Genomic DNA, 26,797 nt, shown 5'->3' with positions numbered 1-26,797 from the left:
CTGGGCCGGACCGCAGGAGCCGCTATCTCGCCAGCGACGTCCTGGAGACGTCGCCCTTCCCAGGATGTGCCATGCCTCACGACCGTCTCTTTCGCGCGCGCTCACACGCAGCCGCGCGCAGCTCACCAGCGCGGCGTCACCGCGGCTTCCCGCTGGTGACGCACGGGGTCGTGTTGGCCATGACGGTCGGACTCTTCTTCGCTCCGGGCGCCTCGGCGGCGACGCCCACACCCCTCGATGTGCCGTCAGCGGAACCGACGCCGTCGGAGACCCAGCCACCCGCCGAAGCCCCGGTCCCCACAGAAACCCCCGCAGAGACGCCGCCGACGCCGGACGATGCAGACCCGTCGCCGGTGACCGAGCAACCGGCACCCGGCGCGCAGGAGCCCGAACCGGCCGAGGAGCCAGGGCCCGCCGACGAGCCCGAGCAGGAGTCACCGCCGGACGCGGAGAACCGGTCGGCGGCACCGACCGACGTCTCGCTCTTCGCCGCAGGTGTCCCAGAGGCTCCGGCGCAGCTCTGGCTCGAGGACTTCGAGGCGAGCACCACCCCGGCCCAGCTCGGCCCCTACGCCTCCAACCGTTTCACCGCCGCCGCATTCTGGCTGAATTACACGAACTGCAACGGCGTGATCCTGAACTACGCGGTGACCTTCCCGTCGACCGGCTACTGCGGTGCCGCAACAGACGTCGTTCCTCGCAACCAGGTGCGACGACTCGCCGACGTCCTCGGCCAGTTCCGACTCGGTGTCGCCGGCAGCACGAGCAACACGGCACCGGCCAATGGGTCGACGACGGGTACCACCGGGTCGCAGGCCAACCGCGCGGTGACCGCCCTGACGATGACGGGAGGGACGACGACGGCGAACCAGACGGTCATCGAGTCCACCGCGCCCGTCGGCCTGACGGCGTCGGCCGACCGGTACTACGCGGCCTCCATCGATGTCGCCGAGGATTCCTGTTCGGCCAGGCCCAACGGGGCGAACAACAACTCCCGTCTCGACATCTCCATCCTCTTCGGTGCGACCGTGCAGCCCCTCACCGCGGCACCGATCGTGGCGTGCAACGTCGCCGGTGGCCGGTACACCTCTCCCACCCTGTCGAGCGGTTTCGGCACCGAGACCGCGGTCCGGGCCGGCCGGTTCTTCACCGATACGGCCGTCCGCCTCACCCCCGCGCAAGCGGCGCAAGCGCGCATCCGGGTCAGCAACCAGATCTCCGCCTCGTCCGGCAACGACTTCGCCTTCGACAACCTGCGCATCGTCGATGCCACACCGAGCCTCGACAAGGCGTTCGCCACCGACACCGGCACGACAGGCACCCCGACGACGCTGACCTTCACCGTCACGAACACCGCCGAGCTCGCCGCGAAGAACGACTGGGGCTTCACCGACAGTCTGCCGGCCGGACTGGTCGTCGCCCCGACCCCGGCCGTCGGCGGCACCTGCGTGAACGTCACCGGCGCAGCCTTCTCCGTGCAGGCCGGTGCCGGTGCGTCATCGATCGTGGTGTCCGGCGGCGACCTCGCGGCAGGCGCGGCGAGCTGCACGATCACCGTGAACGTCGTGTCGGACACCCCCGGCACCTACGTGAACGGTCCGGCGAACGTCAGCACGGTGCTGAACCCGCCCGAGAACGCCTCCCTCGTCGTCGAAGCGTCGGCGCGCATCACGATCAGGACCTCCGTGACCGCTCGCGCGACCGTGGGCGACCAGTTCCGTCTCGCGCTGACGCTCGGGGCGACCGAGATCGCCAGCGCCACGACGACCGGCGCCAACACCGGTGTCCAGACCGAGCAGGTCGGTCCGATCAACGTCACGAGGGGGAGCGTCTACACGATCGCCGAGTCCATCGTGTCGACCGCGACCCTCAACACCTACTCGACGACCTATCAATGCATCCGCGGCACGACCACGGTGGCCACCGGAACGTCGGTCTCCGGTCCCATCACCATTCCGAACGAAGCCGGCGCCGAGATCGTCTGCACGTTCACGAACACCCCGCAGTCGGCGACCCTGTACTGCGACGGCAACTACTACTACGCGGTGCGCACCAACGGGTCCATCGCCCAGGTGAACGCTTCGAGCACCGCCGCACCCACGCAACTCGTCGGAGCGGTGACCGGTGCGACCGACATCAACGCCCTCGGGGTGAACGCGAACGGGACGAGCGCCATCTCGATCGACCGGACCGGGACCAACGCCGTGAACGCCGGTGGCGTCGTCAACTACACGATCGTCAACGGCTCGCTCCAGGGGACCCGCACCGCGTTCACCGGGACGCAGGGCTCGTTCCTCGACCGGACCGGTGCCGCCCTCGACGGGACCATCATCGGTGGCGCGGTCGACCCGCTCAACGGCCGGTTCGTCGTCGGGAAGTCGGCGGCCGGATCCATGCGGCTCTGGGAGTACACCCCGAACGCGCTGAACAACGGCAGCCGATTCCTCTACCTCGGGCAGGTGCTCACCGGGACCACCGCCGGCGAGAACGGCGACATCTCCTTCGATGCGCAGGGGAACCTCCACATCGTCCAGGCGGCGGCCGACTCCAGCAACGTCGGCATGTTCAGCGTCACGCGGGAATCACTCCAGGCATCGTCCGGCGGCACCATCGCATCCAGCGCCACGACCCGACGCGCACTGAGCGGCACCGACAGCGGAGCGGCGCTCACCGCCGTGAACGGCATCGCCTTCTCGCCCACCGGAACCCTCTTCCTCGGAAACGGGACGACGGCCTACCAGTTCGATCCCGCGACCTGGGTGCGGGTGCCCAACAGTCCCCGCGCCACCATCGGCACGACGACGAACACCTCCACGGACCTCGCCGGCTGCGCGTCGCCGTCCACGCTGTCCGTCGAGAAGAACGTGGTCGGGCGCCTCAACGCGGCCGACCAGTTCCGGCTCGCCGTCTCGGCGGGTTCGCCGCTGGCCGAGTCGGCGGCCGTGACCACCAGCGGGACGGCGACGGGTGTCCAGAGCGCCCGCATCGGCCCGACTCCGACGCAGATCAACACCTCGGTCACCATCTCCGAGACCATGGCGAGCGGGTCCTCGTCGCCGCTGACCTCGTACACGAGCGTGTACGAGTGCTGGGCAGACGGCGTCCGCATCTCCACCGGCACCGCGACCACGGCGGAGATCACGATCCCGAACCGGTTGAGCGTGGGAGTCGCGTGCACCTTCTCCAATTCACCGGCGCCGTTCGCGACGGTACGGGTGACGAAGATCGTCGAGGACTGGAACGGTGCCAACCGGACGCCCACTCCCGGCTGGACGATGACCACCACCGCGACCGCCAACACCGGAAGCACCGTCAGCATCCTGCCGTCCCGGAACCCTGCGCAGTCCACCGGATCCGACGGATCGGCAACCTGGCAGGTGCTCTTCGGTGCGGCGGCGCAACGGGGACGGATCACCGTCGCCGAGACGTCGCAGTCAGGCTTCCGCTACCAGAGCCTCGCGTGCACGGTGAACGGCGCCGCCGGAGCGACGACGGTCACGACCGTCGGCAACCAGGTGCGCGGCGCCGTCAACGTCGACATCGGACCGGGCAACGTCGTGGACTGCGTCTACACGAACCGGCCGGTCGCCACCCTGACCCTCGCCAAGAACGTCTCCTTCGGCACCGCGGCTCCCTCGTCGTGGCAGCTGAGCGCCACCCGAAGCGCGTCCACCTCCCTCGCCGGACCGAGTGGCGCGGCCGGCAGCGGATCCGTGAACGCGGTCGTCGTGTCGGCCGACAGCCCCTACCGCCTGTCGGAGGCGGGCGGCCCTGCGAGCTATGTGCAGGTCGGCGGCTGGTCCTGCGTGACGGAGACCGGGACCGCGGTGCCGGTGACCGCCGCCGGCGATGTCAGCCTGCAGCGGGCGACCAACGTCACGTGTACGGTCACGAACGCCACGGCGAGCCTGACCCTGCTGAAGAACGTGCAGAACCCAGCGGCGGGGTTCCAGCCCTCCACCTGGAACGTGACGGCGACACCGGCCGCGTTCACGGGGCTCGGCGAGACCACGGTCCGAGGCGCGGACTTCGTCGCCTCCGGCAACCCCGCCAGCACCTTCGACGTCCGACCGGGGCACTCGTACACCCTGAGCGAGTCGCTCGCCCAGAGCGGGACCCGCCTCGCGTACCAGCAGTTGCGAATCGAACGGCGGCAGCCGGACGGCACCTGGACGACGGTGACCTCACCGACGATCACGGCTCCGCCCGCCGGGCAGACCGCCGTCTACCGGTTCGTCAACGCCCCCGTCCAACCGACGGCGTTGCCCCGGACCGGAGGCCCGAGCACCGACGCCTTCCTCATCGGCGGATCGACCCTGCTGGCCTTGGCCTTCGTCCTCGCCCTCTGGCAGGGACGTCGTGAGGCGCGAAGGAGGGCGACGTGACACCTTGACCGCCCGCCCGCGCATCCCCGAACCCACCCCATGAAACCCATCCCGCTGTTCAGCACTTCACCTTCGACAGGAGAAACCATGTCCACATCCATCACCAGGCGTCTCGGCGCCGCGATCGGCACCGTCGTGCTGGCCGCCGCCGTTGCGCTCGTGAACGTCGCCCCCGCGCAGGCGGTGACACTGCCGGGCAACATCGACCCCAATCAGCCCCGCAGCTTCACGGTGCACAAGTTCGCACTCGGCCCGAACAACGGGCAGAACGCGGGCACCGGTCAGCAGCTGCCGTCGACCGCCGGCCTCGGTACCCCGCTCCCCGGAGCCGTCTTCACGGCCACCCAGGTCGCCGGTGTCGACCTCACGACGCCTGAAGGGTGGACCGTCGCGAACAGCCTCAGCCCGCAGGCGGCCTCGACCCGTCTGACCGGTGCTCCGTTCACGTCGGCACCGTCCACCGCCGACGGCACGGCGACCTTCCCCGCTGACATGCCGCTGGGTCTGTTCTACGTGCAGGAGACCGTCCTGCCGGCCGCCGCGACCAACCCGACGGCGCCGTTCCTCGTGTCGCTCCCGTTGCCGACCGGCCCGGTCGGTGCACCGGCGAACCAGTGGATCTACGACGTCCACGTGTACCCGAAGAACGCGGTCACCGAGACGACGAAGACGCGCGTCCCGGCACCGGCGAACTCCGCGGAAGCGCGCAACCCCGACCTCATCCGGTGGGCGATCGCGTCGAGCGTGCCGACCCTGGCCGCGGGTGACACCATCACCAGCTTCTCGCTCACCGACACGGTGCCCGGCGCCCTGGTGTTCCCCGCCTCGCCGCCCGCAGGGGTCTCGCCGTCGACCGTGACCGTGACGAACGCCGGAGGGATCGCGCAGAACTTCGCGCTCGGTGCCGACTACACGATCACCAACACCGCCGCGACCTCGACGGCGGACGCGACCTCGGTGCTGTCCTTCACCTCGGCCGGTCTCGCCCGTCTCACCACGATGCAGGGTGGACTGGTGTCGTTCAACGTCCTCACGCGTGCCGTGTCGATCCCGTCGAACGGGCTCATCACCAACAGCGCGACGGCCAACATCAACGGTGCCCTCGAGACGGTGACCGGGACGACCCCGATCGGCCAGCTGACGGTGTTCGCCTACGAGAGCAACAACGGTGGTCCACGCACCCCACTGGCCGGTGCCGTCTACCAGGTGTACCTGAACCAGAACGACGCGAACAACCAGCAGAACCCGATCACCATCAACGGCAACACGAGCTGGACGACCGGCGCCAACGGCATCGTCGCCATCCCGATCATCACGCCCGGCAACTACTACGTGCGTGAGATCACCCCGCCGACCGGCTTCAACCTGCCGCAGAGCAACCCGGTCCAGGCCGTGGTGGTCGCCGGTCCGACGTCGACCGTCCCGCCGGTGCAGAACTACGTGGAGTTCAACCACACGCAGGTGTCCGCGTCGAACTTCCTGCTGCCGCTCACCGGTGGTGACGGTGGCCTGTGGTTCGGCCTCGGTGGTGGCGCCCTCGTGGCGATCGCCATCGGTGCCGCGATCGCCGCGGCACGCCGTCGCGCGGGCGCGGTTTCCGTCTCCGCGTAACCTGGGATCATGACACAGAAGGCGGGGCGTCCTGCGGGACCCCCGCCTTCGTCGTCCCAGAGCGACACCGCGCGCCCCACGCTCACTCGGCGTGCTCGCCGTCGTTCGGAGCGGTGGCGGATGCCGCGGAGCTCGTTGGCGATCGCGCTCGTCGCGATCACCGGCGCCGGGATCCTGCTCTTCCCGATGACCGTCTCCTGGTTCAGCCAGTACGAGCAGTCCCAGCGCATCGACGGCCTGACCGACGAGGTCGCGGACCTCGGTGCCGCCACGCTGCAGCAACGTCTCGACGAAGCCCGTGACTACAACGCGCAGATCACCGGCGGCGGTGCGAACCTCCTGGCGAACGAGCGTCTCCCCCTGGCCGAGCAGCCCCAGCAGGACGGCGACTACGACCAGATCCTCCGTGCCGACGGGGCCGGTCTCATGGGGCGACTCCGAATCCCGTCGATCAAGGTCGACCTGCCCATCTCGCACGGGACGAGCAACGAGGTGCTCGAACACGGCGTCGGACACCTGAAAGGCACGGCCGTGCCGGTCGGCGGACCGTCGACGCATTCGGTGCTCACGGCACACCGGGGCCTGGCCACCTCGGAGCTGTTCACCCATCTCGACCGGGTGCGGGTCGGCGACACCTTCACCATCGAGGTCTTCGGCGAGGTCCTCACCTATCGGGTCACCGACACGAGGGTCGTCGAACCCACCGACACGCAGTCCCTGTTCCCGGTCGACGGCAAGGATCTCGTCACCCTCGTGACCTGCACACCCCTCGGCGTCAACAGCCACCGTATCCTCGTCACGGGCGAACGGGTCATCCCCACCCCGCAATCGGATCTCGATGCCGCCGGTGAGCACCCGGAGGGTCCTTCCTTCCCGTGGTGGTCGCTGATCGCCGGCGGGGTGCTCCTGACCGCGACCGCCTACGTCTGGCTGTCCGGACGCCCGCCGAGACAGCACCGGGCCTCGACGGCGTCACCGCCACGCCCGAGCGAACCGGCTCACGGCGAGACGGGCCCGCCGAGCGCATAGGCCCGCACGAACGCTTCCGTGCCGTCCGTCATGATCTGTCGGACCCGCTCCGGGTTCCCTCGGAGCCGGAGCGGCTCGTTCAGCACTCGGAGCGTGGTGAGGGCGTTGAAGTGGTCGGCGGCGAGGCGCGGGTCGTCGCCTCGGAGCAGCCCGGCAGCGGCGAAGTGCGCGAAGCGCTCGGCGAGCACCTGGGAATGGGCCTCGTCCAGCGGGTGGTTCTCGAGTTCGGGGAGCAGGGACTCGTTCTCCGCGATCAGCCTGACCGCTGCGGTGTAGTCGGTGGAGGCGATCAACGAGGCACCGAGATCGGTCGCGAAGCCGGTGACGGCTCCCGCGAAGCCGGACGGGTTCGCGGCGACCGCCTCGTCGGCGAGATGTTCCTGCACCAGTCCGCTGAGTGCGCCGAGTGCGGTCTCGCCCGCACGCTCGACGACGCCGAGCAGCAGCCGACGCTTGTCGCCGTAGTAGTCGTAGACGGTGCGCTTCGACACTCCCGCGCGCGCGGAGATCGCGTCCATGCTGGTGCGTTCGACACCGAGCTCGAGGAACAGGTCTCGCGCCGCCTCCAGGATGGCCAGGCGCTTGTGCTCCTGCCCCTGCCGAGTCGGTTTGTCCATCGTCGTCACCGCGCTCCCGTCGTCCGTAGGAACCCTACACTGCCGGGTGCGGCACTACACCACACGGTGTAGTGTAGCGATCATGAGTCAGATCACCGCAGGAACCCTGCAGGCCCACGCGCTCGTCAAGCGCTACGGAACCGTCACCGCCGTCGACCGGCTGTCCTTCCAGGTCGACCCCGGCAAGGTCACCGGTTTCCTCGGCCCGAACGGCGCCGGCAAGTCGACGACCCTGCGCATGTTCCTCGGCCTCGACCAGCCGACCAGCGGCGCGGCGACCGTCGACGGACGCCGTCTCGCTGAACTGCCGCAGCCGATGCGGGTCATCGGAGCCATGCTCGACGCCCGCGCCGTTCACCCGCGACGCACGGCCATCGACCACCTCGCCTCGGTCGCCCGCGCCGGCGGCCTCCCGAGACGCCGCGTCACCGAGACGCTGGAACTCGTCGGCCTGGCCGAGGTGGGTGCCCGGCCGGCGGGCGGCTTCTCCCTCGGAATGAAGCAGCGCCTGGGCATCGCGACGGCGCTCATCGGCGACCCCGGCATCGTCATGTTCGACGAGCCCCTCAACGGCCTCGACCCCGAGGGCATCCGGTGGGCACGATCGCTCATGCGCGACTTGGCCACGGAGGGTCGGCTGGTGCTGTTCTCGAGCCACCTGATGGGCGAGATGGAACTCACCGCGGACCACCTCATCGTGATCGACGACGGGCGACTGCTCGCAGATCAGCCGCTCGAGGCGTTCATCGCCGCCAACACGAGCGAGTGCGTCCGGGTCCGGACCCCGCAGCGGGCGGCCCTGCTCGAGGCGCTCTCACAGGCCGGACTGTCAGCTCGTCCGGATGCCGACGACGCCGACGTCGTGACGGTGCCGGATGCGCGGACGGAGCAGGTCGGTCACCTCGCCGCCTCCACCGCGATCGAACTGTCCGAGCTCACGCTCATCCGGGATTCCCTCGAAGACGCGTTCCTGACGCTGACCTCCACCGATCGAAAGGCCGTCTGACATGAACCTCCTCGCCTCCGAGTGGATCAAGGCTCGAAGCATGCGCGCGACCTGGATCGTCGCCGTCTCGGCCGTCGTCGCCACCGTGACGGTCCGCCTCCTCGGCGTCAGCGGGCTCATGCCCGATTGGCAGACGAGCCTCCCGGTCGACTTCGACCCCACCGGGATCAGCTTCAAAGGCATTCTCGTCGGCCAGATCCTCCTCGCCACGCTCGGATCGCAGACGATCACCAACGAGTACGCCACCGGGCAGATCGTCACCAGCCTCTCCATCACCCCGAGGCGCACCACCCTCCTGGCCTCCAAGTTGGCGATCACGCTCCTCATCGCCACCGTCACCGCCGTGATCGCCGTGGCATGCAGCTTCGTTGCCACCCAGGCCGCCCTCGGAGCGGCCGGACTCCCTCAGGCGACGCTCGCCGACCCGGAGACGGTCCGCGCGATCGCTTGCGCGGTCGCCTACCTCGTCCTCACCGCCGTCCTCGGTCTCGGTTTCGGCGTCATCACGCGGAGCTCCTCCGGCACCCTCGCGATCATCGTGACCGTCGCGCTCCTCTTCCCCGCGCTCGCCCCGGGGCTCCCTGGCCCCCTCGGCCACCTTGCTGGGACGTACTGGCCCACCACCGCCGGCCAATCGTCCTACGCCGTCGTCGCTGCGAGCCCGTTCCCGCCCCTCTTCGGGCTGGCGATCATGGCGGTCTTCACCCTGTGGACCACCCTCGCCGCCCGTCTCGTCCTCAAGACCCGAGACGCATGATCGTTCGTGCGCCCAAACATGGGCTCCGCGACACCCGCTCGCCCGAAAAGGGGCGAATGAGACACCCGGTCGCCGTAAGCGGCGGTTGACAGCACCGCCAGGACGCTGTACCAATGATAAAACGATTGTTCAACGGCGAAACGGATCACAGTGCAGCTCTCCGGATACTTCGACCCACTCCCCCGGGTCCTCGTGGCAGACGACTTCGACAACGGGATGAGCGGCTGGCTCGACCTGCGCCCCAACTTCGTCGCCCCCGACTTCCGAGAGCATTCCGACGACATCGACCTGATCCACTGGGGTCCGACGATGCTGAGCTCGGCCACCTTCGCTTTCGGCGGGACCCACGGATCGGCCCAGGGGACCTACTCGCTCAAGATCTCCAGTCGTGCGTCCGCTGCTCCTGCCGATCAGCCTCCGGCACCCGGTTCGATGGGGTTGGCGATCAAACGTCTGGCGGTGCCACCTCGAGCGCACCGTCTCCGGATCGAGGCCCTGTTCGCCTACAAGGCGGAACAGGACCGACCGGGACTCGGCGTCGACGATGTGCGGGCGTTCGGGTTCTTCGTCGACCTCCAGGACGCCGAGCACCGGTTCATGCCGGGCGTGCGGTACGTGAACGCCGTCGACGGCCGGCCCGTCCGCGCCTGGCAGTACTACAGCGCGACCGATGCGACCGACGCCGAGTGGAACTACGGAGCCACCGACGGCTGGCACAAACCGGGCGTGGATCCGCAGTGGTTCGGTCGGCGCTCCGCCGACGGCTCGACGGACGCGACCACCTGGTTCGACGAGGGTGCCCAGCATCTGATCTACAACGAATCCGACGACAAGCTCAATTGGACCCCGCTGTCACTGACCATCGACCTGCGCACCCGCCGGTACGAGGAGTTCCGCGTCGGCGGCCGCATCCTCACCTTCCCGGACGGCGCACACCCGACGCTTGCTCCGGCGTATGACGACATCGAGGGGCTCCTCAATCCGGTCTTCTTCGTCGAAGCGGACACCGACCGACGGGTGTCGCTCTTCCTGGACTCCGTCGTGATCTCCGTCGAGACGGGAGTGGCATCGTGAAGACCTTCTCCACCTCCGTCGTCGAGCTGCGGCAGCGATTCGACCAGACCGTCGAGACGCACCCGTACGAGTGCGGTTGGGCCGATGAGGCACTGTTCTTCGTCGAGCTCCACGACGCCGAGCCGGGCGAGCGCGTCGTGCTCCGAGTCCAACTCAGCGCGGACGGGATCCGCTGGCTCGACGAGGGCACCGTCATCGAGACCGCCGCGGCGTCCTTCGCGCGCGTCACCCACTTCGGCGGCTTCCTCCGGCTCGCCGGAACCGCGATCCGAGCCGACGGGGGTCCGATCTCGGTCACCCTCTCCGTGCGACTCGCCCTGAAAGGATGAACAGAGAACCATGACGTTCCGCATCACCAAGGCCACCGTCGGTGCCACCGTCGGCACCGCACTCGAGTGGTACGACTTCTCCCTCTACGCCACCGCCTCCGCGCTGGTGTTCCCCGCCGTCTTCTTCCCCACCGAGGACGCACTCACCGCGACGCTGTCGTCGTTCGCCACCTTCGCGGTCGGGTTCTTCGCCCGCCCGATCGGCGGGGTCATCATCGGCAACCTGGGCGACCGCTACGGCCGACGGCAGATGCTCTTCCTCACGCTGATCCTGATGGGCGTCTCATCCACGCTCATCGGGCTCATCCCGAGCGCGGCGACCATCGGTGTCGCCGCCCCGATCCTCCTGATCATCCTGCGGGTGCTCCAGGGATTCGGCGCCGGTGGCGAGTATGCGGGGGCCACGCTCCTCGCCGCCGAGCACTCGAGCGACGAGGCCCGGGGCCTGAACGCGGCGATCCCGGGAGCGGGCAATGCGGCCGGCGCCCTCCTCGCCACCGGCGTCCTGACCCTGCTGAGCACCACGCTCCCGCAGGAGGCGTTCCTCGACTGGGGATGGCGGATCGCCTTCCTGTTGAGCATCGCGGTCTGCGTCGTCGGTGTCGTGATCCGACTCCGCGTCTCGGAGAGCCCCGAGTTCGCGAAGTCCAAGACGGAGGGCCCGGTCCCCCGGGTCGCCCTCGGCGAGCTGTTCCGCTCGGCCGGACGTCGCATCCCGCTGGCAATGCTGGCCAGCATCGGGCCGAACGTGGCGAGCTACCTGCCGTCCGTCTACGCCATCACCTACCTGACGACGGTCGTCGGTGCTCCCGCCTGGATCGGGCTGACCGGAATCCTCATCGGCAACCTCCTGAAGTTCGTCACCATCCCCACCGCCGGCTGGATCAGCGACCGGATCGGACGGCGCCCGGTGTTCCTCGCCGGAGCGATCGGCGCCGCGATCATGGCGTACCCCTTCTTCTTCCTCCTCGACACCGGGACGCCGGTGCTCGTCTGGATCGCCCTGGTGCTCGTCTTCACGTTCTGCAACGACGCCATGCTCGCCGCGCAGTCCGGCTTCATGTCCGAACTGTTCGACGTGCGGTACCGCTACACCGGCGTGACGTTCAGCCGCGAGATCACGGGCGCACTCGTCGGTGGCACCCTCCCCTTCGTCGCGGCCGCCCTGACCAACGCGGCCGGCGGCGAGTCCTGGCTGGTCGCGCTGTACTGCCTGGTACTCATGCTGCTCGCCGCGACCGGCATGTACTTCCTCCCGGAGACCCGCACCCTGGCCTCGACCGCCTCGGAGGACACATCGAAGACGGTGTAGCGGGCATAGTGGGGGGATGGATGCATCACCGGCTGCCGCTCGTCGTGCACGCACGGGCGGCGCGGTGAGGCTCGCGGACGTCGCGACCGCCGCCGGGGTCTCCGTCCCCCTCGTCTCGCGCGTGCTCAACGGCGATCCGTCGGTGCGGGCGACCGACGACACGAAGGCGCGGATCGAGACGATCGCGAAGGAGCTGGGATACGTCGCCGACGTCGCTGCGAAGAGCCTGCGCATGCGCCGGAACGGGCTGATCGGGCTCGTCGTCCACGACCTCTCGAGCCCCATCCACGTCGAGCTCATGCGGGGCGTCCAGGCCGAGGCGTCGGCGAACGCCCACTTCCTCGTCCTCGGGGACGTGGACGAGCTGCTCGAAGACGAACGGGCGTTCCGGACCTTCATCAGCGGCAACCGCGTCGACGGCCTGATCGTGCAGGGTGGTCACGGCGCCTTCGACGAACGGATCGCAGCCGGCTCGCGAGGCCTCCCGACCGTGATCGTCAACGCGCCCAGCCGGGTGGAACGCGAGCGCATCTCGAGCGTCTACCCGGACGAGCCGGCGGGCACGCGACTGCTGACCGAACATCTCCTCGACCTCGGCCACACGCGCATCGGACTCGTCTCCGGCCCCCGTGACGCCACGACCGGCATGCTCCGTGCCCAGGGCGTCGTCGAGGCGCTCGAGCGGGCGGGTCTCACGCTCCGGCCGGAGGATGTCGTCCACGCGGACTGGACGGCTGCCGGAGGTCGGGATGCGTTCGACGACCTGGTGACCCGGTGGAGCGAGGGCGGTGACCGTCCGACGGCCGTGATCGCCGGCAACTCGCTGATCGGCATCGGGGTGCTCGGCGCCGCTCCTCGACACGGGCTGTCCCTGCCCGACGACCTCTCCGTCGCGGCCGTCCACGACACGTGGATCTCCGACCACCTCGTCCCGTCCCTGACGACCGTCAGCCTCCCGCTCTTCGAGATGGGCGCGGCAGCCGTGCGTCAGCTCCTCGCCGGCTCGGCCACCGCCACCGAGATCTGCGTCACCGATCCGCCTCCCCTGCTCCACCCCCGGGCCTCGACCGCGCCGCCTGCCGGTTCCAGGTGAGCGGGCGGGTGCCGTCCCGTCACCTGGTGCCGTCGACCTCCCCGGCGGTTGTTCCGAGCAGACGCCTGGTCCAGTCGGCCAGCGCAGCGGTGGCGGTCCGCGAGATGGCGGCGGCCGGCATCATGCTCGTGAAGCCGTGGAACGCCCCCGGCCAGACGTGCAGTTCCGCGTCGCCACCCGCAGCCCACATCGCACTGGCATAGGCGACCGTCTCGTCGCGGAACACCTCGGCGCTGCCACAGTCGATGTAGGTGCGCGGAAGACCGGCGAGGTCGGTCGCCCGCGCGGGGGCGGCGTAGATCGAAACGTCCTCACCGGCGCGACGGTGTCCGAGATAGGCCTCCCAGCCGAACCGCGTCATCTGCCGATCCGCGACCCCGACCCCGTCGATCTGCATCGTCGACACGGTGGCATCGCGGTCGTCGAGCATCGGCGAGACGAGGATCTGCCCGAACAGGGCCGGCCCCTTGCGGTCTCGGGCCAGTAACGCGGTACCTGCCGCGAGCCCGCCGCCCGCGCTCTGCCCGGCGATCACGATGCGGTCCGGGTCGATACCGAGGTCATCCGCGTGCTCCGCGACCCAGACGAGTCCGGCATAGCAGTCCTCCACCGGGTACGGGTCGGGGTACTCGGGGGCGAGGCGGTAGTCGACGCTGACGAGCACGACGTCATGGTCGTCCAGGAGCCAGTCGTCATAGGATTCGAGGTTGCCGAGGTGATGCCCGAACATCATCCCGCCGCCGTGGATCGTGTAGACCGCCGTCGTCGCGCCCGAGCGCCCGATCCGCTGGATGACAGCGAGCGTGATCGGATCCCCGAGATGGCCGGGCACCGTGAGGGAGCGCCGCTCGAACCCCCGCGAGCGCAGCCGTTCGTCGAGGGCCTCCTCGGTCGTGTCGAGGCTGCGCATCCTCGGCAGCATCTCGGTCGTCAGGGTGAACGGCCCGCGCGCCTCGAGCGCGGCGAGGAAGGGGGTGAGTTCGGGGTCGAACGGGGGACGGGGCGTGCGGTCAGACATGGGAAGGCTCCTGGGTTGCGGGCTGAGCTGGGAGGTGATGTGAACGGAGGACACCGACAGCCACGAGGGCTGCAGCGAGGGCGGTGATCATCGATCCCGCGATGAGGACCGCTTGCTGGAACGACGCGACAAGGGCCGGGGTGAAGTGCTCGGTCGCGATGCCGCCGCCGACGAGCGCGGCGAGGATCGTCCCGGTCGCGGCGATCCCGACCGCGGTGGCGATCTCGCTCGCGGTGTCGACCAGGGCCGCACCGATGGATGTGCGGTCAGCCGGGAGCCCGCGGAGGACGTTGTTGCCGGCGACGACTCCGACCACCCGCATCCCGGCGGCGACGAGGACGAGTGCGAGGAGCACCCACGGGTAGCCGAACCGGCTCAGGAGCGCGAACACGGCGAGCCCGGAGACGACCGCGGCGGCGCTCATCCAGGCGGCGCGGTCGAGCCCCACGCGCTGGACGAACGGACCGACGAAGCGACCGCTCGCCAAGAGCACCACGACCTGCGGGAGCATCGCGACAGCGGCCAAGGCCGGCGGCCACCCCCAGGCGAACTGCAGCTGCAGGGTCGCCAGGTACGACAAGCCGGCCATCGCCAGCCCGGCGGCGGCCTTGTACGCCAAGCCGGAGGCCACGAGCGGCTGAGCCACGAGACGAAGATCCAGCAACGGCTGGCGGGCGGTGCGCTCCCTGATTACGAAGCCGATCGCGGCGGTCACCGTTGCCGCTGCCGATCCCCAGCCCGCGGCGACGTCGGTGCCGGTGACGAACAGGGTCGGGGTGACGAGGACACCGACGACGGTCGCAGTCCCGAGCACAGCGCCGAGCACGTCGATCCGGTCACGGTGCAGGTGCGACCGCTCGTCGGCACCGATCCCGGCGCGGATCCCGATCCAGGCGATCACTGCGATCGGGGCGTTGGCGACGATGAGCACCTGCCACGGCGCCACGGCGAGCGCCAGGCCGCCGATGGTCGGGCCGGCCGCGAGGCCGACCAGTCCGGCGGTCGAGATGACCGTTAGCGCGCGGACGCGCAGGTCGTCCCGATCGAATAGACGGAACGCCAGAGCCATCGATCCCGGGGTCGTCATCGCCGCAGCGACACCCATGAGCGCGCGCACGGCGATCAGCTGCTCCACCGAGGCCACGAACACGGTCAGGACGCTGACGACCGCGAGCAGCGTCAATCCGACGAGCATGACCCGGCGCCGGCCAAACCGGTCGGCGACCGCGCCGAACAGCAGCATCAGACCACCGAACGCGACCGAGTACGCGCCCGAGACCCATTGCAACGACGCGGTGGACGCCGTGAGATCACGGCCGATGGTCGGGAGCGCGACGTTCAGGACGGAGTTGTCGAGCATCTCGAACAGGAACACGGCCGAGAGACCGGCCAGCGCGACCCAGGCGTCGCGGAGACGTGGCGGCGAAGCTGCGACGATCGGGGAGGATGAGGGTTCGGGCATGGGCGCACTCCTTCGATGAAGAAGTGACGACTCCCACGAGCCGCGTGCGCGTTTCCGTCGGCCGGAGCACGACGGGATTTTTCCCTCTGCGACGAGAATAACGCATCATCGGCCGGTCGTCGCACCTGCGGATCACCGCAGATAGGCGTCGACCAGCAACGGACCTCGGACGGCCCTGAGCGTGTCGACCAGCCGGTCGAGTGCTCGGCGGTTCCAGGAGGAGAGCTGGAGATCGTGGGGACCGAGCGGTTCGAGCCTCCCGGTCCGGAGCCGGACCACCTCCCAGCCGGCGGACCGCAACGCGCGGTCCTTCCGCCGGTCCACTTCCTCGCGACGTCCGACGTGCTCGAGACCGTGCCGGCCGATGCTGTCGTACTCGATGGCGATGCGCAGTTCCGGATAGACCAGGTCGGGCCACACCTCGAGGTGTTGGAAGAACGGACGTTGCACGCGCACCGCGTTCAGTCCCTCCGTCAGCACCAGCCGCTCGTGGACGTCCGCGCGCAGCTGGGCCTCGACAGCGGACGCCGGCTTCGGGGCGCACACCGATGCGAAGGCCTCGCCCGCCGGCAGGTCCGGGGTCTTCTCGCACAGCGACGGCTTCGGGCGCGCACGACGCTCCCGGATGATCCCGGCGGCCGCGGGCACGGGATCGGTCACCGACTCCCGCATCGGCAGTGCGACGATCCTCGACGGATCGGCCTCGTCGGAGCACTCCGGGCACCACGCGCTCCGACGACGCTCGCGTCCGGGCCGCGAGCGCTGCTCCGCCGGTGTCGCGACGAAGCGGTGTCCGCGGTCGCACTGCCACTGCAGGAGGACGTCGGCAGCCGGCGGCACCTGGCTCAGGACGATTCCGGCGTTGAGATCCGCGTGGTACTGACGCCACAGCGCGGGGAACGACGCCCAGGCCTGCCGGTAGGCGCCAACCGGGTACGGCGTCTCGAGGCCCTTCGACCATTGACGGCGGGCCCACCACGCTTCCACACGTTCCGGCACGGTCCCGAACCTACGACGGGCCGCCGACATCGGGCGCCGCGAAGCGCGCCCACCTCGGCGACCCGTCGTCAGCGCGTCGCGTGGACGGTGTCACCCCACCGGGACCTGGAAGTCCTCGCTGCAGGGGACGTTGTCCTGCCCGGTTTCGAAGTGGCCCGTCGGCGCCTTGCGCTTGACGTCGTCGATGTAATGGGTCTCGGTGCTCTGCGAGTAGCCGTCTCCACCCTGGAATTCGTACACGGTGATGTCGACGCGGATCCGGCCGGTCTGCTCGACGTACTCGGTTCCCGCCGTCACCGCGTTCTTGTAGCCCGGAACCGCCGTCACCTCGGCCCGGCGTTCGTTCGTCGTGGTCCTGGTCTCCGTGTAACCGCCGCTGGCCTCGATACTCACGACGTCCTTGATGTTGAGGGAGACGCCCCCGCCGGTGGTCCACGACTGGGCGAAGGACTTCACATCACCCAGCGTGAGCTTGAGGTCGCTGACCGCGCCGGCGTTGCAGTTGGACAGCGGCTCGCCGTAGCGCACCCATTCGAGCGGGAGCGGGGTCTCGCCCTGCACCTCGAAGGTGCACGAGCCCTCCATGGCACCCGTCGACGCCGGCTCCCCGTTGCAGGTCTTCATCAGCATGTCGTCGTTGTAGGGGTCTTCATCGGCGGATGCGGGACCTCCGGCGATCAGCGCCCCGGTGAGCGCGAGCAGTGACCCGGCAGCCAGGAGGTTCCGCTTCCGACCTCCGCTGAATCGAGTGACTTTCACGTGTGTGGTCGTGGTCTCGGTGTTCATGGTTCCGTCCTTCCGCCGTACGTTCCTGTCGCTGTTCCCCGCCGGTCGTTCCGACGTGTCGTCAGCATGACGCGACCGACTCGCGCTCGACAACGGAAGCGGCGGATGCTGAGACGATCGCCTAAAGAGCCGCAGGGGTCGACGAATGCGTGATAGAGGCGCGGGCCACCGTGGTCGTCACGCGAGCTGGTCGTCGTCCTCGCGCTCGCTGGGCTGCGCCAGGGCGACTTCGGGATGACGGTGCCCTGCTTCGAGCTGTGCCGGAGTCGACGGACGGCGGCGGAATCTGGCGGCGAGCACACCGCGGACGAACGCCACCGCCACGAGCGCGGTCCGGTTCTGCACGTTCCAGGCCTTCATGAGCTTGCCGAGGTGCCAGCTGACCGCCTGTCGGCTGTAGTTCGTCTGTTTGGCGATGTCATCGTTCGAGAGCCCGTACGCGGTGAGCGTCAGCATGTGCTGCTCGGTCTCGTCGAGCTCCGGACCGGTGGCGATCAGTTCGACCGGCGCTTCGTCCACGCCCTCGGCGACGACCGCTCCGACCGGCACCAGCGATCCCTGAGCCCGATCGAGCCGCGCCCGCTCCTGGTTCCAACTCTCGACCCAGCAGGATCCGAGCTCGTGAGCCACCCAGGTCGCGCGCGTCATGGCGAGCACGACCTGCGAGGGTCGGGCGGGCTGGAGTTCGAACATGACGGCTGAGAACACCGCCAGCGCCGGATACGACCCCCGTAGGGCCGTGGAGAAGGTCGCCCCCGGCTCGTTCGCCGAACGGATCGCCACACCTCTCAGCTCGGTGAGACACCTGGGCGAGATGGGTCCGCCGCGCTCCACGGCACGCAATGCGGCCGGGAGGACGACGGGAACGATCTCGGCGTACCGGGCCCGCAGCCACGCTCGCGTCTCGGGTTCGATGTCGTCGAACGGTGGGTCCTGGAGGAGGAGGCTGAATTCGTGGACGCGGTGGTCGAGGTGCAGTCCGAGATGTCGCCGTTCGCCCATGAGCCCCCGCCAGCCGTCAGTTCGCCTCAAATCCACAGTGGTCGGAGGCGCCGCCTCACACTGTATCGACACGCGATCACCTCGACGGCGTTCGAACGGGTCGGGCTCGCCAAGTTGGACTGACGGGCCGCGCTCGCCCCTCCCCACGTGAACAACGGGTGAATCCGCCCGCTCACCCGTTGTCGATCCCGTGATCGAGGAGCAGGATCTTCGCCGTGGACCCCATCATCCTGCTCTCGCTCGTCGTGATCACGGCGCTCGCCTTCGACTTCACCAACGGATTCCACGACACGGCCAACGCGATGGCAACCTCGATCGCCACCGGTGCGCTGCCGCCGAAGGTCGCGGTCACCCTCTCGGCGGTGCTGAACCTCGTGGGCGCGTTCCTCAGCATCGAAGTCGCGCTCACCGTCACGAACGCGGTCGTGAAGATCCAGGACTCGTCGGGAGCTCCCGATCCGGCGCTGCTGAAGGGCGGCGGCTCGGCACTCCTGCTGATCGTGCTCGCCGGGCTCATCGGTGGCATCATCTGGAACCTGCTCACCTGGCTGCTCGGTCTTCCGTCGAGCTCGTCGCACGCACTCTTCGGCGGTCTCATCGGCTCGACGCTCGCGGGCCTCGGCCTGAACGGCGTGAACTGGGCCGGTGACGGCTCGAAGCTCGACGGCGTCGTCGGGAAGGTCATCCTCCCTGCCCTCATGTCGCCCGTGCTCGCCGGCGCGGTGGCGGCGATCGGGACCTGGCTCGTCTTCCGCGTCATCGGCAACCTCGCACAAGGACGCCTCCACCGCGGCTTCCGGATCGGGCAGATCGGCAGTGCGTCGCTCGTCTCCCTCGCCCACGGCACGAACGACGCGCAGAAGACGATGGGCGTCATCACCCTCGCGCTCATCGCGGCCGGCGGCTGGGACGACACCGAGTCGGTGCCGCTCTGGGTGAAGCTCGCGTGTGCCCTCGCGATCTCGCTCGGCACGTACATCGGCGGGTGGCGGATCATCCGCACCGTCGGCAAGGGCATCGTGGAGTTGAACACGCCGCAGGGCATGGCCGCCGAGAGCTCCTCCGCCGCGGTCATCCTCGCTTCGAGTCACCTCGGCTTCGCGCTCAGCACCACGCACGTCGCGACCGGGTCGATCCTCGGCTCCGGCGTCGGACGGCCGGGGGCGCAGGTGCGCTGGCGGGTGGCGCTCCGGATGGTCGTCGCCTGGATCATCACCCTTCCGGCCGCCGCGCTCACGGGCGCGGTGATGTGGTGGGTCGGTCACCTCGCGGGCGGGGCGATCGGCGGAATCCTCATGGTCGCGATCCTCGTGGGTGCCGCGCTCGCCATCTACCTGCGGTCGCGCCGCGACAGCATCGGATCCCACAACGTGAACGACGACTGGCAGGACACCCCCACCCGTTCGTCGCAGCAGACCGCAGCGTAAGGACCTCGGACATGTTCATGCTCTTCCTCGAAGCCGCCGGCCAGGTGGCCGTCATCGCGCTCGTGCTCGGAGCGGGTCTTCCCACGCTCTTCACGCTGGGTGTCCGCTCGTTCGCCGTCGCCGGAGGGGCCGGTTCCGACGACCGGAGCGGGCCTGGCTCGTCGGCGCTCCCATCGGGGCTCCTCCGTGCCATCGGCGTGCTGTGCTTCGCCGTCGTCGTCGCCGCGGTGCTGGTTGGGCTCACGATCATCGTGGCCACTGGCCTCGGGCAGGAGGTCAGCTTCGACCACGTCTTCCCGACCTTCACCCCGAAGGACTGAGGATGTCGGACGAGAACGGCGCAGGCGGGGCCGGAGCCGACGCGATCCGCGAACCGGCCACCGGCAGCGGGTCAGGGGTGGTGGCTCGTGTCGTCGGTTGGCTCCGCGCCGGATACCCGGCGGGCGTGCCCGAGCATGACTACGTGCCGCTGCTCGGCATCCTCCGACGGAGCCTCACCCCCGAGGAGCTGGACCAGGTCGTCGGCGGGCTGCTCATCGACGCGGAGCAGGCGGAGGCGTCCGGCGAGCCGATCGATCAGGATCGCCTGCGGGCGCGCGTCGAACAGCTCCTCCTCGGTCCGGCGCTCCCGGAGGACCTCGTCCGCGTCTCCGCCAGGCTCGCGAGCGCGGGCTGGCCGCTCGGCAGTCCGGACGACATCCGTGCGGCGGCGACCGACCATGGCGACGCCGGTGGACAGGAGCGCGCGGCACTGCACGAGGAACGTCGAGGGCTGGTGGCCCGCATCGTGCGGTGGCTTCGAGCCGGCTACCCCGCAGGACTCCCCGAACAGGACTTCGTCCCGCTCGTGGCGCTCCTCCGTCGGCGGCTGAGCGACACCGAGGTGGCTGAGGTGGGCGCGCGCCTCGCGGCGGAGGGCGACGCGTCGCTGAGTCGGGTCGACGTCGCCACGGCGATCGCCCGGGTCACCGCAGAGCTGCCGAGTGACGAGGATGTGGAGCGTGTCCGCCGGTCGCTCGCCGACCACGGGTGGCCGAGCGACTTCGCGGTCTGAAACCCGCCCGCCGTCCACGCTGCGGGTCACCTGCAGGACGGTTCCCGACTCAGCTGGGAAGGATCACCCGCACCTGTCCCTCGATCTCCGCGACGATCTCGTCGATGGTGTTGCCGACGTTGATCGTCGCCGCCATGCTGACGAACATGATCGCGGACACGATGTGCGCCGTCGTCGCTGCGCGCTCGGCGGTCATGAGGTCGTGTCGTCGCAGCACCGCGGCGATCGCCTCCTCGGTCTGCACGGTGAGGGCGAGCGCGGCGCGGTGATACGGCTCCTCGGGATCGCCGAAGACGATCTCCCGCAGGTAGGTACGGCCGTTGTCGACCTGCTTCCGATTGCACTCCACGACCGGGCGGATGATCGCCATGACCGCATCGAGCGGGTCGGCGGCGGCTTCGGCGTCCGCAACCCCGCGGACGAGTGCATCCGCGTAGGTGGAGTTCTGCACGAGCAGCAGGAGCTCACCCTTCGTCTTCGCGTAGAGGAAGAGCGTGCCGGTGCCGATGTCGGCACGGTCGGCGATCTGCTGCGTGGTCACGTCGTCGACCCCGTGTTCGGCGAACAGCTCGCCGGCTGCCGCGGTGATGCGTTCGAGTTTGTCGAGCTTGTTGCGCTCGCGGCGACCGAGCGGCCGGGGTTCGGTGGTCATGGGTGTCCTTCGGGAATACAAAATGATTGCGCTCAGATGTGAGCATAGTCAGTGGATCGCGACATCGCTGGATGTCGCTCATTGTTCCACGGCCACATCGGAACCACTCATTCGAACAGAACGGTCAACCACATGCCCTCACTCAACGGAGCAGTCGTCCTCGTCACCGGCGCGAACGGCGGCATCGGGACCAACTTCGTCCGCCAAGCCCTCGAGCGCGGCGCCAGCAAGGTCTACGCCACGGCTCGGAACCCGCGCACCTGGGACGACGAGCGTGTCGTCCCGCTCGCGCTCGACGTCACCGACCCCGCTTCGATCGCCGCCGTCGTCGCCGCAGCCCCCGACGTCACGATCCTCATCAACAACGCCGGCACGAACGCGTCGACGCCCGGCATCCTGTCGCACACCGACGAGGAGATCCGGACCAACGTGGAGACCAACTTCCTCGGCCCCCTCTTCCTCGCTCGCGCGTTCGCACCGATCCTCGCCGCCAACACCGGATCCGCGATCATCGACATCCACTCCGCCCTCAGCTGGTACGCCGTCGCGGGAATCTACAGCGCGACGAAGGCCGCGCTCTGGTCGGCGACCAACTCGCTGCGCCTCGAACTCGCCCCCGCGGGCGTGCACGTCGTCGGCGTGCACGTCGGCTACGTGGACACGGCCATGGCCGCCGGCGCGACCGACCCGAAACTCGATCCCGTCGTCCTCGTGACGAAGGTGCTCGACGCGACGGAGGCCGGTGAGTACGAGGTCCTCGCGGACGACACCTCGGTTCAGCTGAAGGCCGGGCTCAGCGCCCCACTCGAGGCGGTCTACCCGCAGCTCGCCTGACCCCTCCCGAGAGTGCACAAAACGCTCCCAAACGTCGTGTTTGGGAGCGTTTTGTGCGCTTCTCCGTTCGTGAGCTACTCCGCGAGGAACTGCACGGCGACGGGCGCGAACTGCTCCCAGTACTGGAAGATGCCGCCGTGGCCCGAGTTCGGATAGATGATCAGTTCCGAGCCGGCGATGCGCCGGTGCAGGTCGTTCGACAGCACCGAGGGCACCATGCGATCGTTGTCGCCGTTCGCGATGAGGGTCGGCTGGGTGATCTTCGACAGGTCGGAAGGCGCTGAGCGGCCGAAGCGCTGGATCGCCTTGAGCTGCGTCTGGAACGCCTTCGTGCCGATGGCCTTGTCGCGGTCGACCGTGCGCTCCGAGAGCCGCTTGACGAACGCCTTCGCTGCGCGCTTGCCCTCGGCATCACGGTTGAAGAAGAGGAACTCCTTCGGGTCGGAGCGCGTCAGCGTGGCACGCAGGATGTCGTAGTAGGTGGTGCCGACGACCTTGTCCATGTCCTTGCCGCCGCGCGGGCCGGAGCCCGTGAGGACGAGCCGACGGACGAGATCCGGGTGCTTGACGACGAGGTCCTGGGCGATCATGCCGCCCATGGAGAAGGAGAACACGTCGATAGTCGTGTACCCGAGCGCGCTGATGAAGTCGTACGCGTCGTCGGCAGCAGCCTCCAAGGTGTCCGGGACCTTCCCGCTGGACGCACCGACACCGCGCTGGTCGAAGGTGATGACATGGCGGTGCTCGGCGATGGGGTCGATGATGCGGGGATCCCAGTTGTCGAGCGTTGCCGCGAGGTGGACGAAGAAGACGACGGGGATGCCGCCCCTCGGTCCCAGCTCGCGATAGGCGTAGGTGACGCCACCGGCGGTGATGGTCTTGGCCGGAGCCTGCGCGTATGAAGTGATGACGGGTTCGTTGCCGGTGCTGCTCATGATGATGCTCCTCGGGAATGGTGGTTCAGGGGTCAGGGGTTGGCGATGACGGCTTTGCCGCGGATGCCGCCGCCAGTAAGCGAGCCGAGGGCTTCCACCGTGTCGCCGAAGGGGAACACCCGTCCAACGACGGGACGGATCGCCCCGCTGTCGATGAGGGCGGTGATCTCGCGCAGCTGGTCACCACTCGCCCGCATGAGGAGGAACCGGTAGCTCACGCCGAGCCGCTTGGCCTGCCTGCGGATCTTGCCGCTGAGTGCTGAGATCGCGAGCCGGAGCATCGCGTTGAGGCCGGCGGAGCGGGCGAAGTCCGGGGTGGGCGGTCCGGCGATGCCGACGGCCGTTCCGCCTCGCTTGAGGATGCGGAGCGACTTCTCGAGGTTCTCGCCGCCGAGGCTGTCGAGCACGAAGTCGTACCCCTGGAGGAGCTGCTCGAAATCCTCGGTGCGGTAGTCGATCACGGTGTCCGCGCCGAGTTCGCGCACGAAGTCCGCGTTGGCGGCACTGGCCGTCGTAGCCACCTCAGCACCGAGCTGCTTGGCGAGTTGGATCGCGATCGACCCGACCCCGCCGGCACCGGCGTGGATGAGGACCTTCTGACCGGGCTGCACGTCGCCGAGCTCGACGAGGGCCTGCCACGCGGTCAGTGCGACGAGCGGCAGGGATCCCGCCTCCACCATGCTGATGGACGCCGGCTTGAGCGCGACATCCGCCTCGGCGACGGCGATGCGCTCCGCGAAGGTGCCGATGCGGTGATCACGAGGACGCGCGTAGACCTCGTCGCCGGGTTTGAAACCCCGGACCTGCGCACCGACGCGGATGACGGTGCCGGCGACATCATGGCCGAGGATGATCGGCAACTGGTACGGGAGGATCTGCTTGAACTCGCCGAGACGGATCTTCTCGTCGAGTTGGTTGAGGCCGGCGGCCTGCACCTGCACCAGGACGTCGCCGGCGCCGACGACGGGCTCGGGCACCTCGGTCTGGTGCAGCGGGGACGCGTAGCTCGAGATGGTGAACGCCCTCATGGGTGGGGCTCCTTCCGGGTCGATTTCTCGGATTGACCCGAGTTAGCTCAATTATGAGCAGACTCAGTTATTTTGTCAAGAAGCCCCCACAGCCACCCCGACGCCCAACTCCCCCAGCCACATCACGCCCCGACTGGGCACCACAAGACCATCGGGCCGCTGGTCGAGCGGCAGCCGTCAGACCCTCGAGGACGAGGATGCTCGCCGATCAGGGCGTCGCGTACGCGGGGATCGACGAGTCGATCATCCAGTACGTGTCCTCGACCCGCTGCGCGGTGTCGGTGAAGCCCGAGTCGGGGATCATGAGGTACGCCGAGGGGTCGCCGCCATCGTTCCAGGTGGTGTCGACGGCGAGCCACTGCCCGTCCACGAACACCTTGTTCCACGCGTGCGGCCCACCGGAGAGGACGTCCCCGGTCACGACCACCGTCTGCACGCCCGCGGCGTTCGCGAGCGCATTGAAGGCGTAGGAGTAGCTCGCGCACACGCCGAGCCCCTGCAGCAGCGTCCCGGTGGCGTTCCAGGCGTACTCGTAGCCGACCGGGACCCCGTCGAACGCGTCGCCCTGCAGGGTCGCGAAGGCGGTGTCGTCGTACTCGGCGTTCGAGACGAGCCACTCGTTGAGCGCGGTGACCTTCTCCCGATCACTCAGCCCCTCGGGAGCCACAGCCGCCACGACCTCGTCGACGCGTTGCTTGAGTTGCGCCTGCAGCGCCGCCACCTCGTCGTTCGGCAGTGAATACGTCACGAGCAGGGTGTCTCCCCCGTCGCGGAGTCCGACGTAGCTGACGTTGAAGACGTAGGGGTTCTGGGCCCGCGCCTCGTACACGGCGTCGTACGGGTCGGGCGCTCCCGGAGTGTCGACGAACTCGGAGATGTCGATCGACTTCGTCTGGGCGATCAGGTGCCCGGCGAGGAACCTGGTGAACTCGGTGCTGCCGTAGACCGGGTAGTCGGTGGGTGGCACCTCGGACACCGGTTCGGCGTCGGTGTTCTCGGGCGCCACGAAGGCGTCGAACCGCGGCATGCCGGTCGGCGGGGCAGCCTCCTGCGCTGCGGCGTTGAACTGGGCGATGGCCGCGACCGGGTCGGGGGTCGACCGCTTCGTGATCGGGATCCACTCCCCCAGCTGCGTGTTGCGCCCACGGAGCGGGACGACCCATCGATCGCCGTAGTCGAGCACGGCGCTGTCATCGAGGTACGCCACGGTCGAGCGGGTGCGCCCGTCGACGGAGACGAACGGCAGCACCTTCTGCACGTTCTCGATGCCCTCGATGTAGCCGCTGGCACCCCAGTTCTTCAGCGCCCGCGTGGAGTTCGACGCGACCTCGAGCGGGAGGAATCCGGCGGAGCGGGTGAAGTCGTACGGCTTGTACGGGGAGAACGAGGTTCCGTCGGTGGCGATCACGCCGAGGTCGAACCCGATCGTCTCGGCGGCGATCTCCTCCTCGCCGGCGTCCTGCTCCTCACCGCCGGTCACGTCGTCCTCGGTCTGCGAGCGGTAGTTGTAGGCCTGCAGCCCGATGTTCTGACGACTGACGAAGGGGGCCTCCTTCGCCTCGAAGCTCTCGGTGTCCCCGGCGGAGGACCATTCGGTCCCGTCGACCTCGGCCACCAGCTTGAAGATGCCGTCGCCCCGCTTGGTGACCTCGTGGTGCACGATCAGGTAGGTGTCGGCACCCTCCACCGACTCCCAGGACAGCGTGACACCGCCGCTGTCGTCGGCCGCTCCAAAGGTCACCTCGGGCGCCGAGTACTCCGACTCGACGGTGAACCTCGTCACGAGCGGCTTGTCCCGCTCGGTGCCGTCCTTCTCGAGCCGGCTCACGAGGAAGTACTCGTCGTGCAGGCCCCACCGACCTCGGGATGCTCCGGCCTCGTCGAGGATGTCCGCCTCGGTCTTCCCGAACGTCTTCCCGAGTTCGGTTCCGGAGATCGTCACGCCGCCACCGGAGTCGGACTGGTACACCGAGTACTCGGCCTGCTTCGTCAGAGCTGCGTCGTAGAAGACCTGGAACGCCCACGGGGGCGCGTTCCCGCCGCGGTCGAGGTCGTCGGCGTCCGCCCGCTTCTTGTTCTCTGCCTTCACGTCGTAGTCGACGTCGATCTCGAACTCGTGGTCGCGTTCGAGGCCCGCCTGTGGGGCCGTGAAGTCGTAGAGTGCGGACTGGTCGGTGGTGATCCGGCCCTCGTCGCCGCCGGTCACGGCAGGGACCACGACGAACGCCGCCACGACGGCGAGCGCGGCCGCGATCGCAACGCTCCCGGTGACGATGCCGATCGTGCGGCCCCGCCGTTTGCCAGGACGCTTCGACTGGTGTGGCTGCTGTGGCTGACGCTGAGCCTGCTGTGGGGCTGGTGGCTGCTGCACGGGTCGTGGCTGCGAT

General features: G+C 69.1%; 23 protein-coding genes. 13 read left to right on the top strand and 10 right to left on the bottom strand.

All coding sequences use genetic code 11. From position 1 onward, the window contains the following. The first annotated feature begins 179 nt into the window (after positions 1-179). From HOW07_RS10785 to HOW07_RS10775, 3 genes are all read left to right on the top strand, one after another. Positions 180-4,385, top strand: coding sequence for a hypothetical protein (locus HOW07_RS10785; RefSeq protein WP_175116931.1), 4,206 nt, complete (start codon positions 180-182; stop codon positions 4,383-4,385). Positions 4,386-4,472: 87 nt separating this feature from the next. Continuing rightward, positions 4,473-5,996 carry a SpaH/EbpB family LPXTG-anchored major pilin gene (locus HOW07_RS10780; protein WP_175116930.1) on the top strand — a complete coding sequence of 508 codons (1,524 nt, stop codon included), beginning with the start codon at positions 4,473-4,475 and terminating at the stop codon, positions 5,994-5,996. Between the two features lie 120 nt (positions 5,997-6,116). Then, the gene (locus HOW07_RS10775; protein ID WP_175116929.1) at positions 6,117-7,025 is read left to right on the top strand and encodes a class C sortase; all 909 of its coding nucleotides are present in this window, start codon (positions 6,117-6,119) and stop codon (positions 7,023-7,025) included. Here HOW07_RS10775 and HOW07_RS10770 read toward each other — a convergent pair. Beyond that, positions 6,995-7,642, bottom strand: coding sequence for a TetR/AcrR family transcriptional regulator (locus tag HOW07_RS10770; RefSeq protein ID WP_147427121.1), 648 nt, complete (start codon positions 7,640-7,642; stop codon positions 6,995-6,997). The genes HOW07_RS10775 and HOW07_RS10770 overlap by 31 nt on opposite strands. 82 nt (positions 7,643-7,724) lie before the next feature. Here HOW07_RS10770 and HOW07_RS10765 point away from each other — a divergent pair, with 82 nt between their 5' ends. The 6 genes from HOW07_RS10765 (at position 7,725) to HOW07_RS10740 (ending at position 13,213) form a co-directional block, all read left to right on the top strand. After that, complete coding sequence (locus HOW07_RS10765; RefSeq protein ID WP_121291253.1) at positions 7,725-8,648, top strand: ABC transporter ATP-binding protein; 924 nt, start codon at positions 7,725-7,727, stop codon at positions 8,646-8,648. A gap of 1 nt (position 8,649) precedes the next feature. Then, positions 8,650-9,405, top strand: a complete 756-nt coding sequence (locus HOW07_RS10760) for an ABC transporter permease (protein ID WP_175116928.1) — start codon at positions 8,650-8,652, stop codon at positions 9,403-9,405. Positions 9,406-9,555: 150 nt separating this feature from the next. Then, entirely contained in the window at positions 9,556-10,479 is a 924-nt protein-coding gene (locus HOW07_RS10755) for a DUF6772 family protein (protein ID WP_217485251.1), read from the top strand. Next, positions 10,476-10,808, top strand: a complete 333-nt coding sequence (locus tag HOW07_RS10750; RefSeq protein WP_175116927.1) for a hypothetical protein — start codon at positions 10,476-10,478, stop codon at positions 10,806-10,808. The genes HOW07_RS10755 and HOW07_RS10750 overlap by 4 nt, the downstream gene beginning before the upstream one ends. A gap of 10 nt (positions 10,809-10,818) precedes the next feature. Further along, positions 10,819-12,120: an MFS transporter gene (locus tag HOW07_RS10745; RefSeq protein WP_175116926.1), complete on the top strand. Its 1,302-nt coding sequence runs from the start codon at positions 10,819-10,821 to the stop codon at positions 12,118-12,120. 16 nt (positions 12,121-12,136) lie between these two features. Next, complete coding sequence (locus HOW07_RS10740; RefSeq protein ID WP_175116924.1) at positions 12,137-13,213, top strand: LacI family DNA-binding transcriptional regulator; 1,077 nt, start codon at positions 12,137-12,139, stop codon at positions 13,211-13,213. A 19-nt stretch (positions 13,214-13,232) separates the two neighbouring features. Here the strand turns inward: HOW07_RS10740 and HOW07_RS10735 are convergent, their stop codons facing one another. The 5 genes from HOW07_RS10735 to HOW07_RS10715 form a co-directional block, all read right to left on the bottom strand. Then, positions 13,233-14,231 carry an alpha/beta hydrolase gene (locus HOW07_RS10735; RefSeq protein ID WP_175116922.1) on the bottom strand — a complete coding sequence of 333 codons (999 nt, stop codon included), beginning with the start codon at positions 14,229-14,231 and terminating at the stop codon, positions 13,233-13,235. Next, entirely contained in the window at positions 14,224-15,693 is a 1,470-nt protein-coding gene (locus HOW07_RS10730; protein WP_175116921.1) for an MFS transporter, read from the bottom strand. Before HOW07_RS10730 ends, HOW07_RS10735 begins: the two co-directional genes overlap by 8 nt. A gap of 132 nt (positions 15,694-15,825) precedes the next feature. After that, positions 15,826-16,692 carry a zinc-ribbon domain-containing protein gene (locus HOW07_RS10725; protein ID WP_175116920.1) on the bottom strand — a complete coding sequence of 289 codons (867 nt, stop codon included), beginning with the start codon at positions 16,690-16,692 and terminating at the stop codon, positions 15,826-15,828. Between the two features lie 90 nt (positions 16,693-16,782). After that, positions 16,783-17,478 (bottom strand): hypothetical protein, encoded by a 696-nt coding sequence (locus HOW07_RS10720; RefSeq protein ID WP_121291237.1) that lies wholly within the window; start codon positions 17,476-17,478, stop codon positions 16,783-16,785. 177 nt (positions 17,479-17,655) lie between these two features. Then, positions 17,656-18,480 (bottom strand): helix-turn-helix domain-containing protein, encoded by an 825-nt coding sequence (locus tag HOW07_RS10715; RefSeq protein WP_175116919.1) that lies wholly within the window; start codon positions 18,478-18,480, stop codon positions 17,656-17,658. Positions 18,481-18,695: 215 nt separating this feature from the next. Between HOW07_RS10715 and HOW07_RS10710 the strand changes: the two genes are divergently transcribed. Genes HOW07_RS10710 through HOW07_RS10700 form a run of 3 tightly spaced genes read left to right on the top strand, consistent with a single transcriptional unit; the run spans position 18,696 to position 20,961 of the window. Beyond that, positions 18,696-19,907: an inorganic phosphate transporter gene (locus tag HOW07_RS10710; RefSeq protein ID WP_175116918.1), complete on the top strand. Its 1,212-nt coding sequence runs from the start codon at positions 18,696-18,698 to the stop codon at positions 19,905-19,907. Between the two features lie 11 nt (positions 19,908-19,918). Next, positions 19,919-20,227 (top strand): hypothetical protein, encoded by a 309-nt coding sequence (locus HOW07_RS10705; protein ID WP_175116917.1) that lies wholly within the window; start codon positions 19,919-19,921, stop codon positions 20,225-20,227. A 2-nt stretch (positions 20,228-20,229) separates the two neighbouring features. After that, positions 20,230-20,961 (top strand): DUF3349 domain-containing protein, encoded by a 732-nt coding sequence (locus HOW07_RS10700; RefSeq protein ID WP_175116916.1) that lies wholly within the window; start codon positions 20,230-20,232, stop codon positions 20,959-20,961. Positions 20,962-21,010: 49 nt separating this feature from the next. Here HOW07_RS10700 and HOW07_RS10695 read toward each other — a convergent pair whose 3' ends face one another. Further along, entirely contained in the window at positions 21,011-21,613 is a 603-nt protein-coding gene (locus tag HOW07_RS10695; protein WP_175116915.1) for a TetR/AcrR family transcriptional regulator, read from the bottom strand. A 132-nt stretch (positions 21,614-21,745) separates the two neighbouring features. Between HOW07_RS10695 and HOW07_RS10690 the strand changes: the two genes are divergently transcribed. After that, a complete protein-coding gene (locus HOW07_RS10690; protein ID WP_121291218.1) occupies positions 21,746-22,447 on the top strand; it encodes an SDR family oxidoreductase in 702 nt (233 codons plus the stop codon). 74 nt (positions 22,448-22,521) lie between these two features. Here the strand turns inward: HOW07_RS10690 and HOW07_RS10685 are convergent, their stop codons facing one another. From HOW07_RS10685 to HOW07_RS19830, 3 genes are all read right to left on the bottom strand, one after another. Beyond that, positions 22,522-23,382, bottom strand: coding sequence for an alpha/beta fold hydrolase (locus HOW07_RS10685; RefSeq protein WP_175116914.1), 861 nt, complete (start codon positions 23,380-23,382; stop codon positions 22,522-22,524). A gap of 32 nt (positions 23,383-23,414) precedes the next feature. Continuing rightward, positions 23,415-24,410 (bottom strand): NADP-dependent oxidoreductase, encoded by a 996-nt coding sequence (locus HOW07_RS10680; RefSeq protein ID WP_175116913.1) that lies wholly within the window; start codon positions 24,408-24,410, stop codon positions 23,415-23,417. A 208-nt stretch (positions 24,411-24,618) separates the two neighbouring features. Continuing rightward, a complete protein-coding gene (locus HOW07_RS19830) occupies positions 24,619-26,781 on the bottom strand; it encodes a transglutaminase domain-containing protein (protein ID WP_354294132.1) in 2,163 nt (720 codons plus the stop codon). Between the last annotated feature and the right edge of the window lie 16 nt (positions 26,782-26,797).

The sequence above is a fragment of the Plantibacter sp. MCCC 1A11337 genome (assembly GCF_013349365.1).
Classification (GTDB): domain Bacteria; phylum Actinomycetota; class Actinomycetes; order Actinomycetales; family Microbacteriaceae; genus Plantibacter; species Plantibacter flavus_A.
The sequence above is the reverse complement of the archived record's forward strand: the minus strand, read 5'-3'. Positions and strand labels throughout refer to the sequence as shown.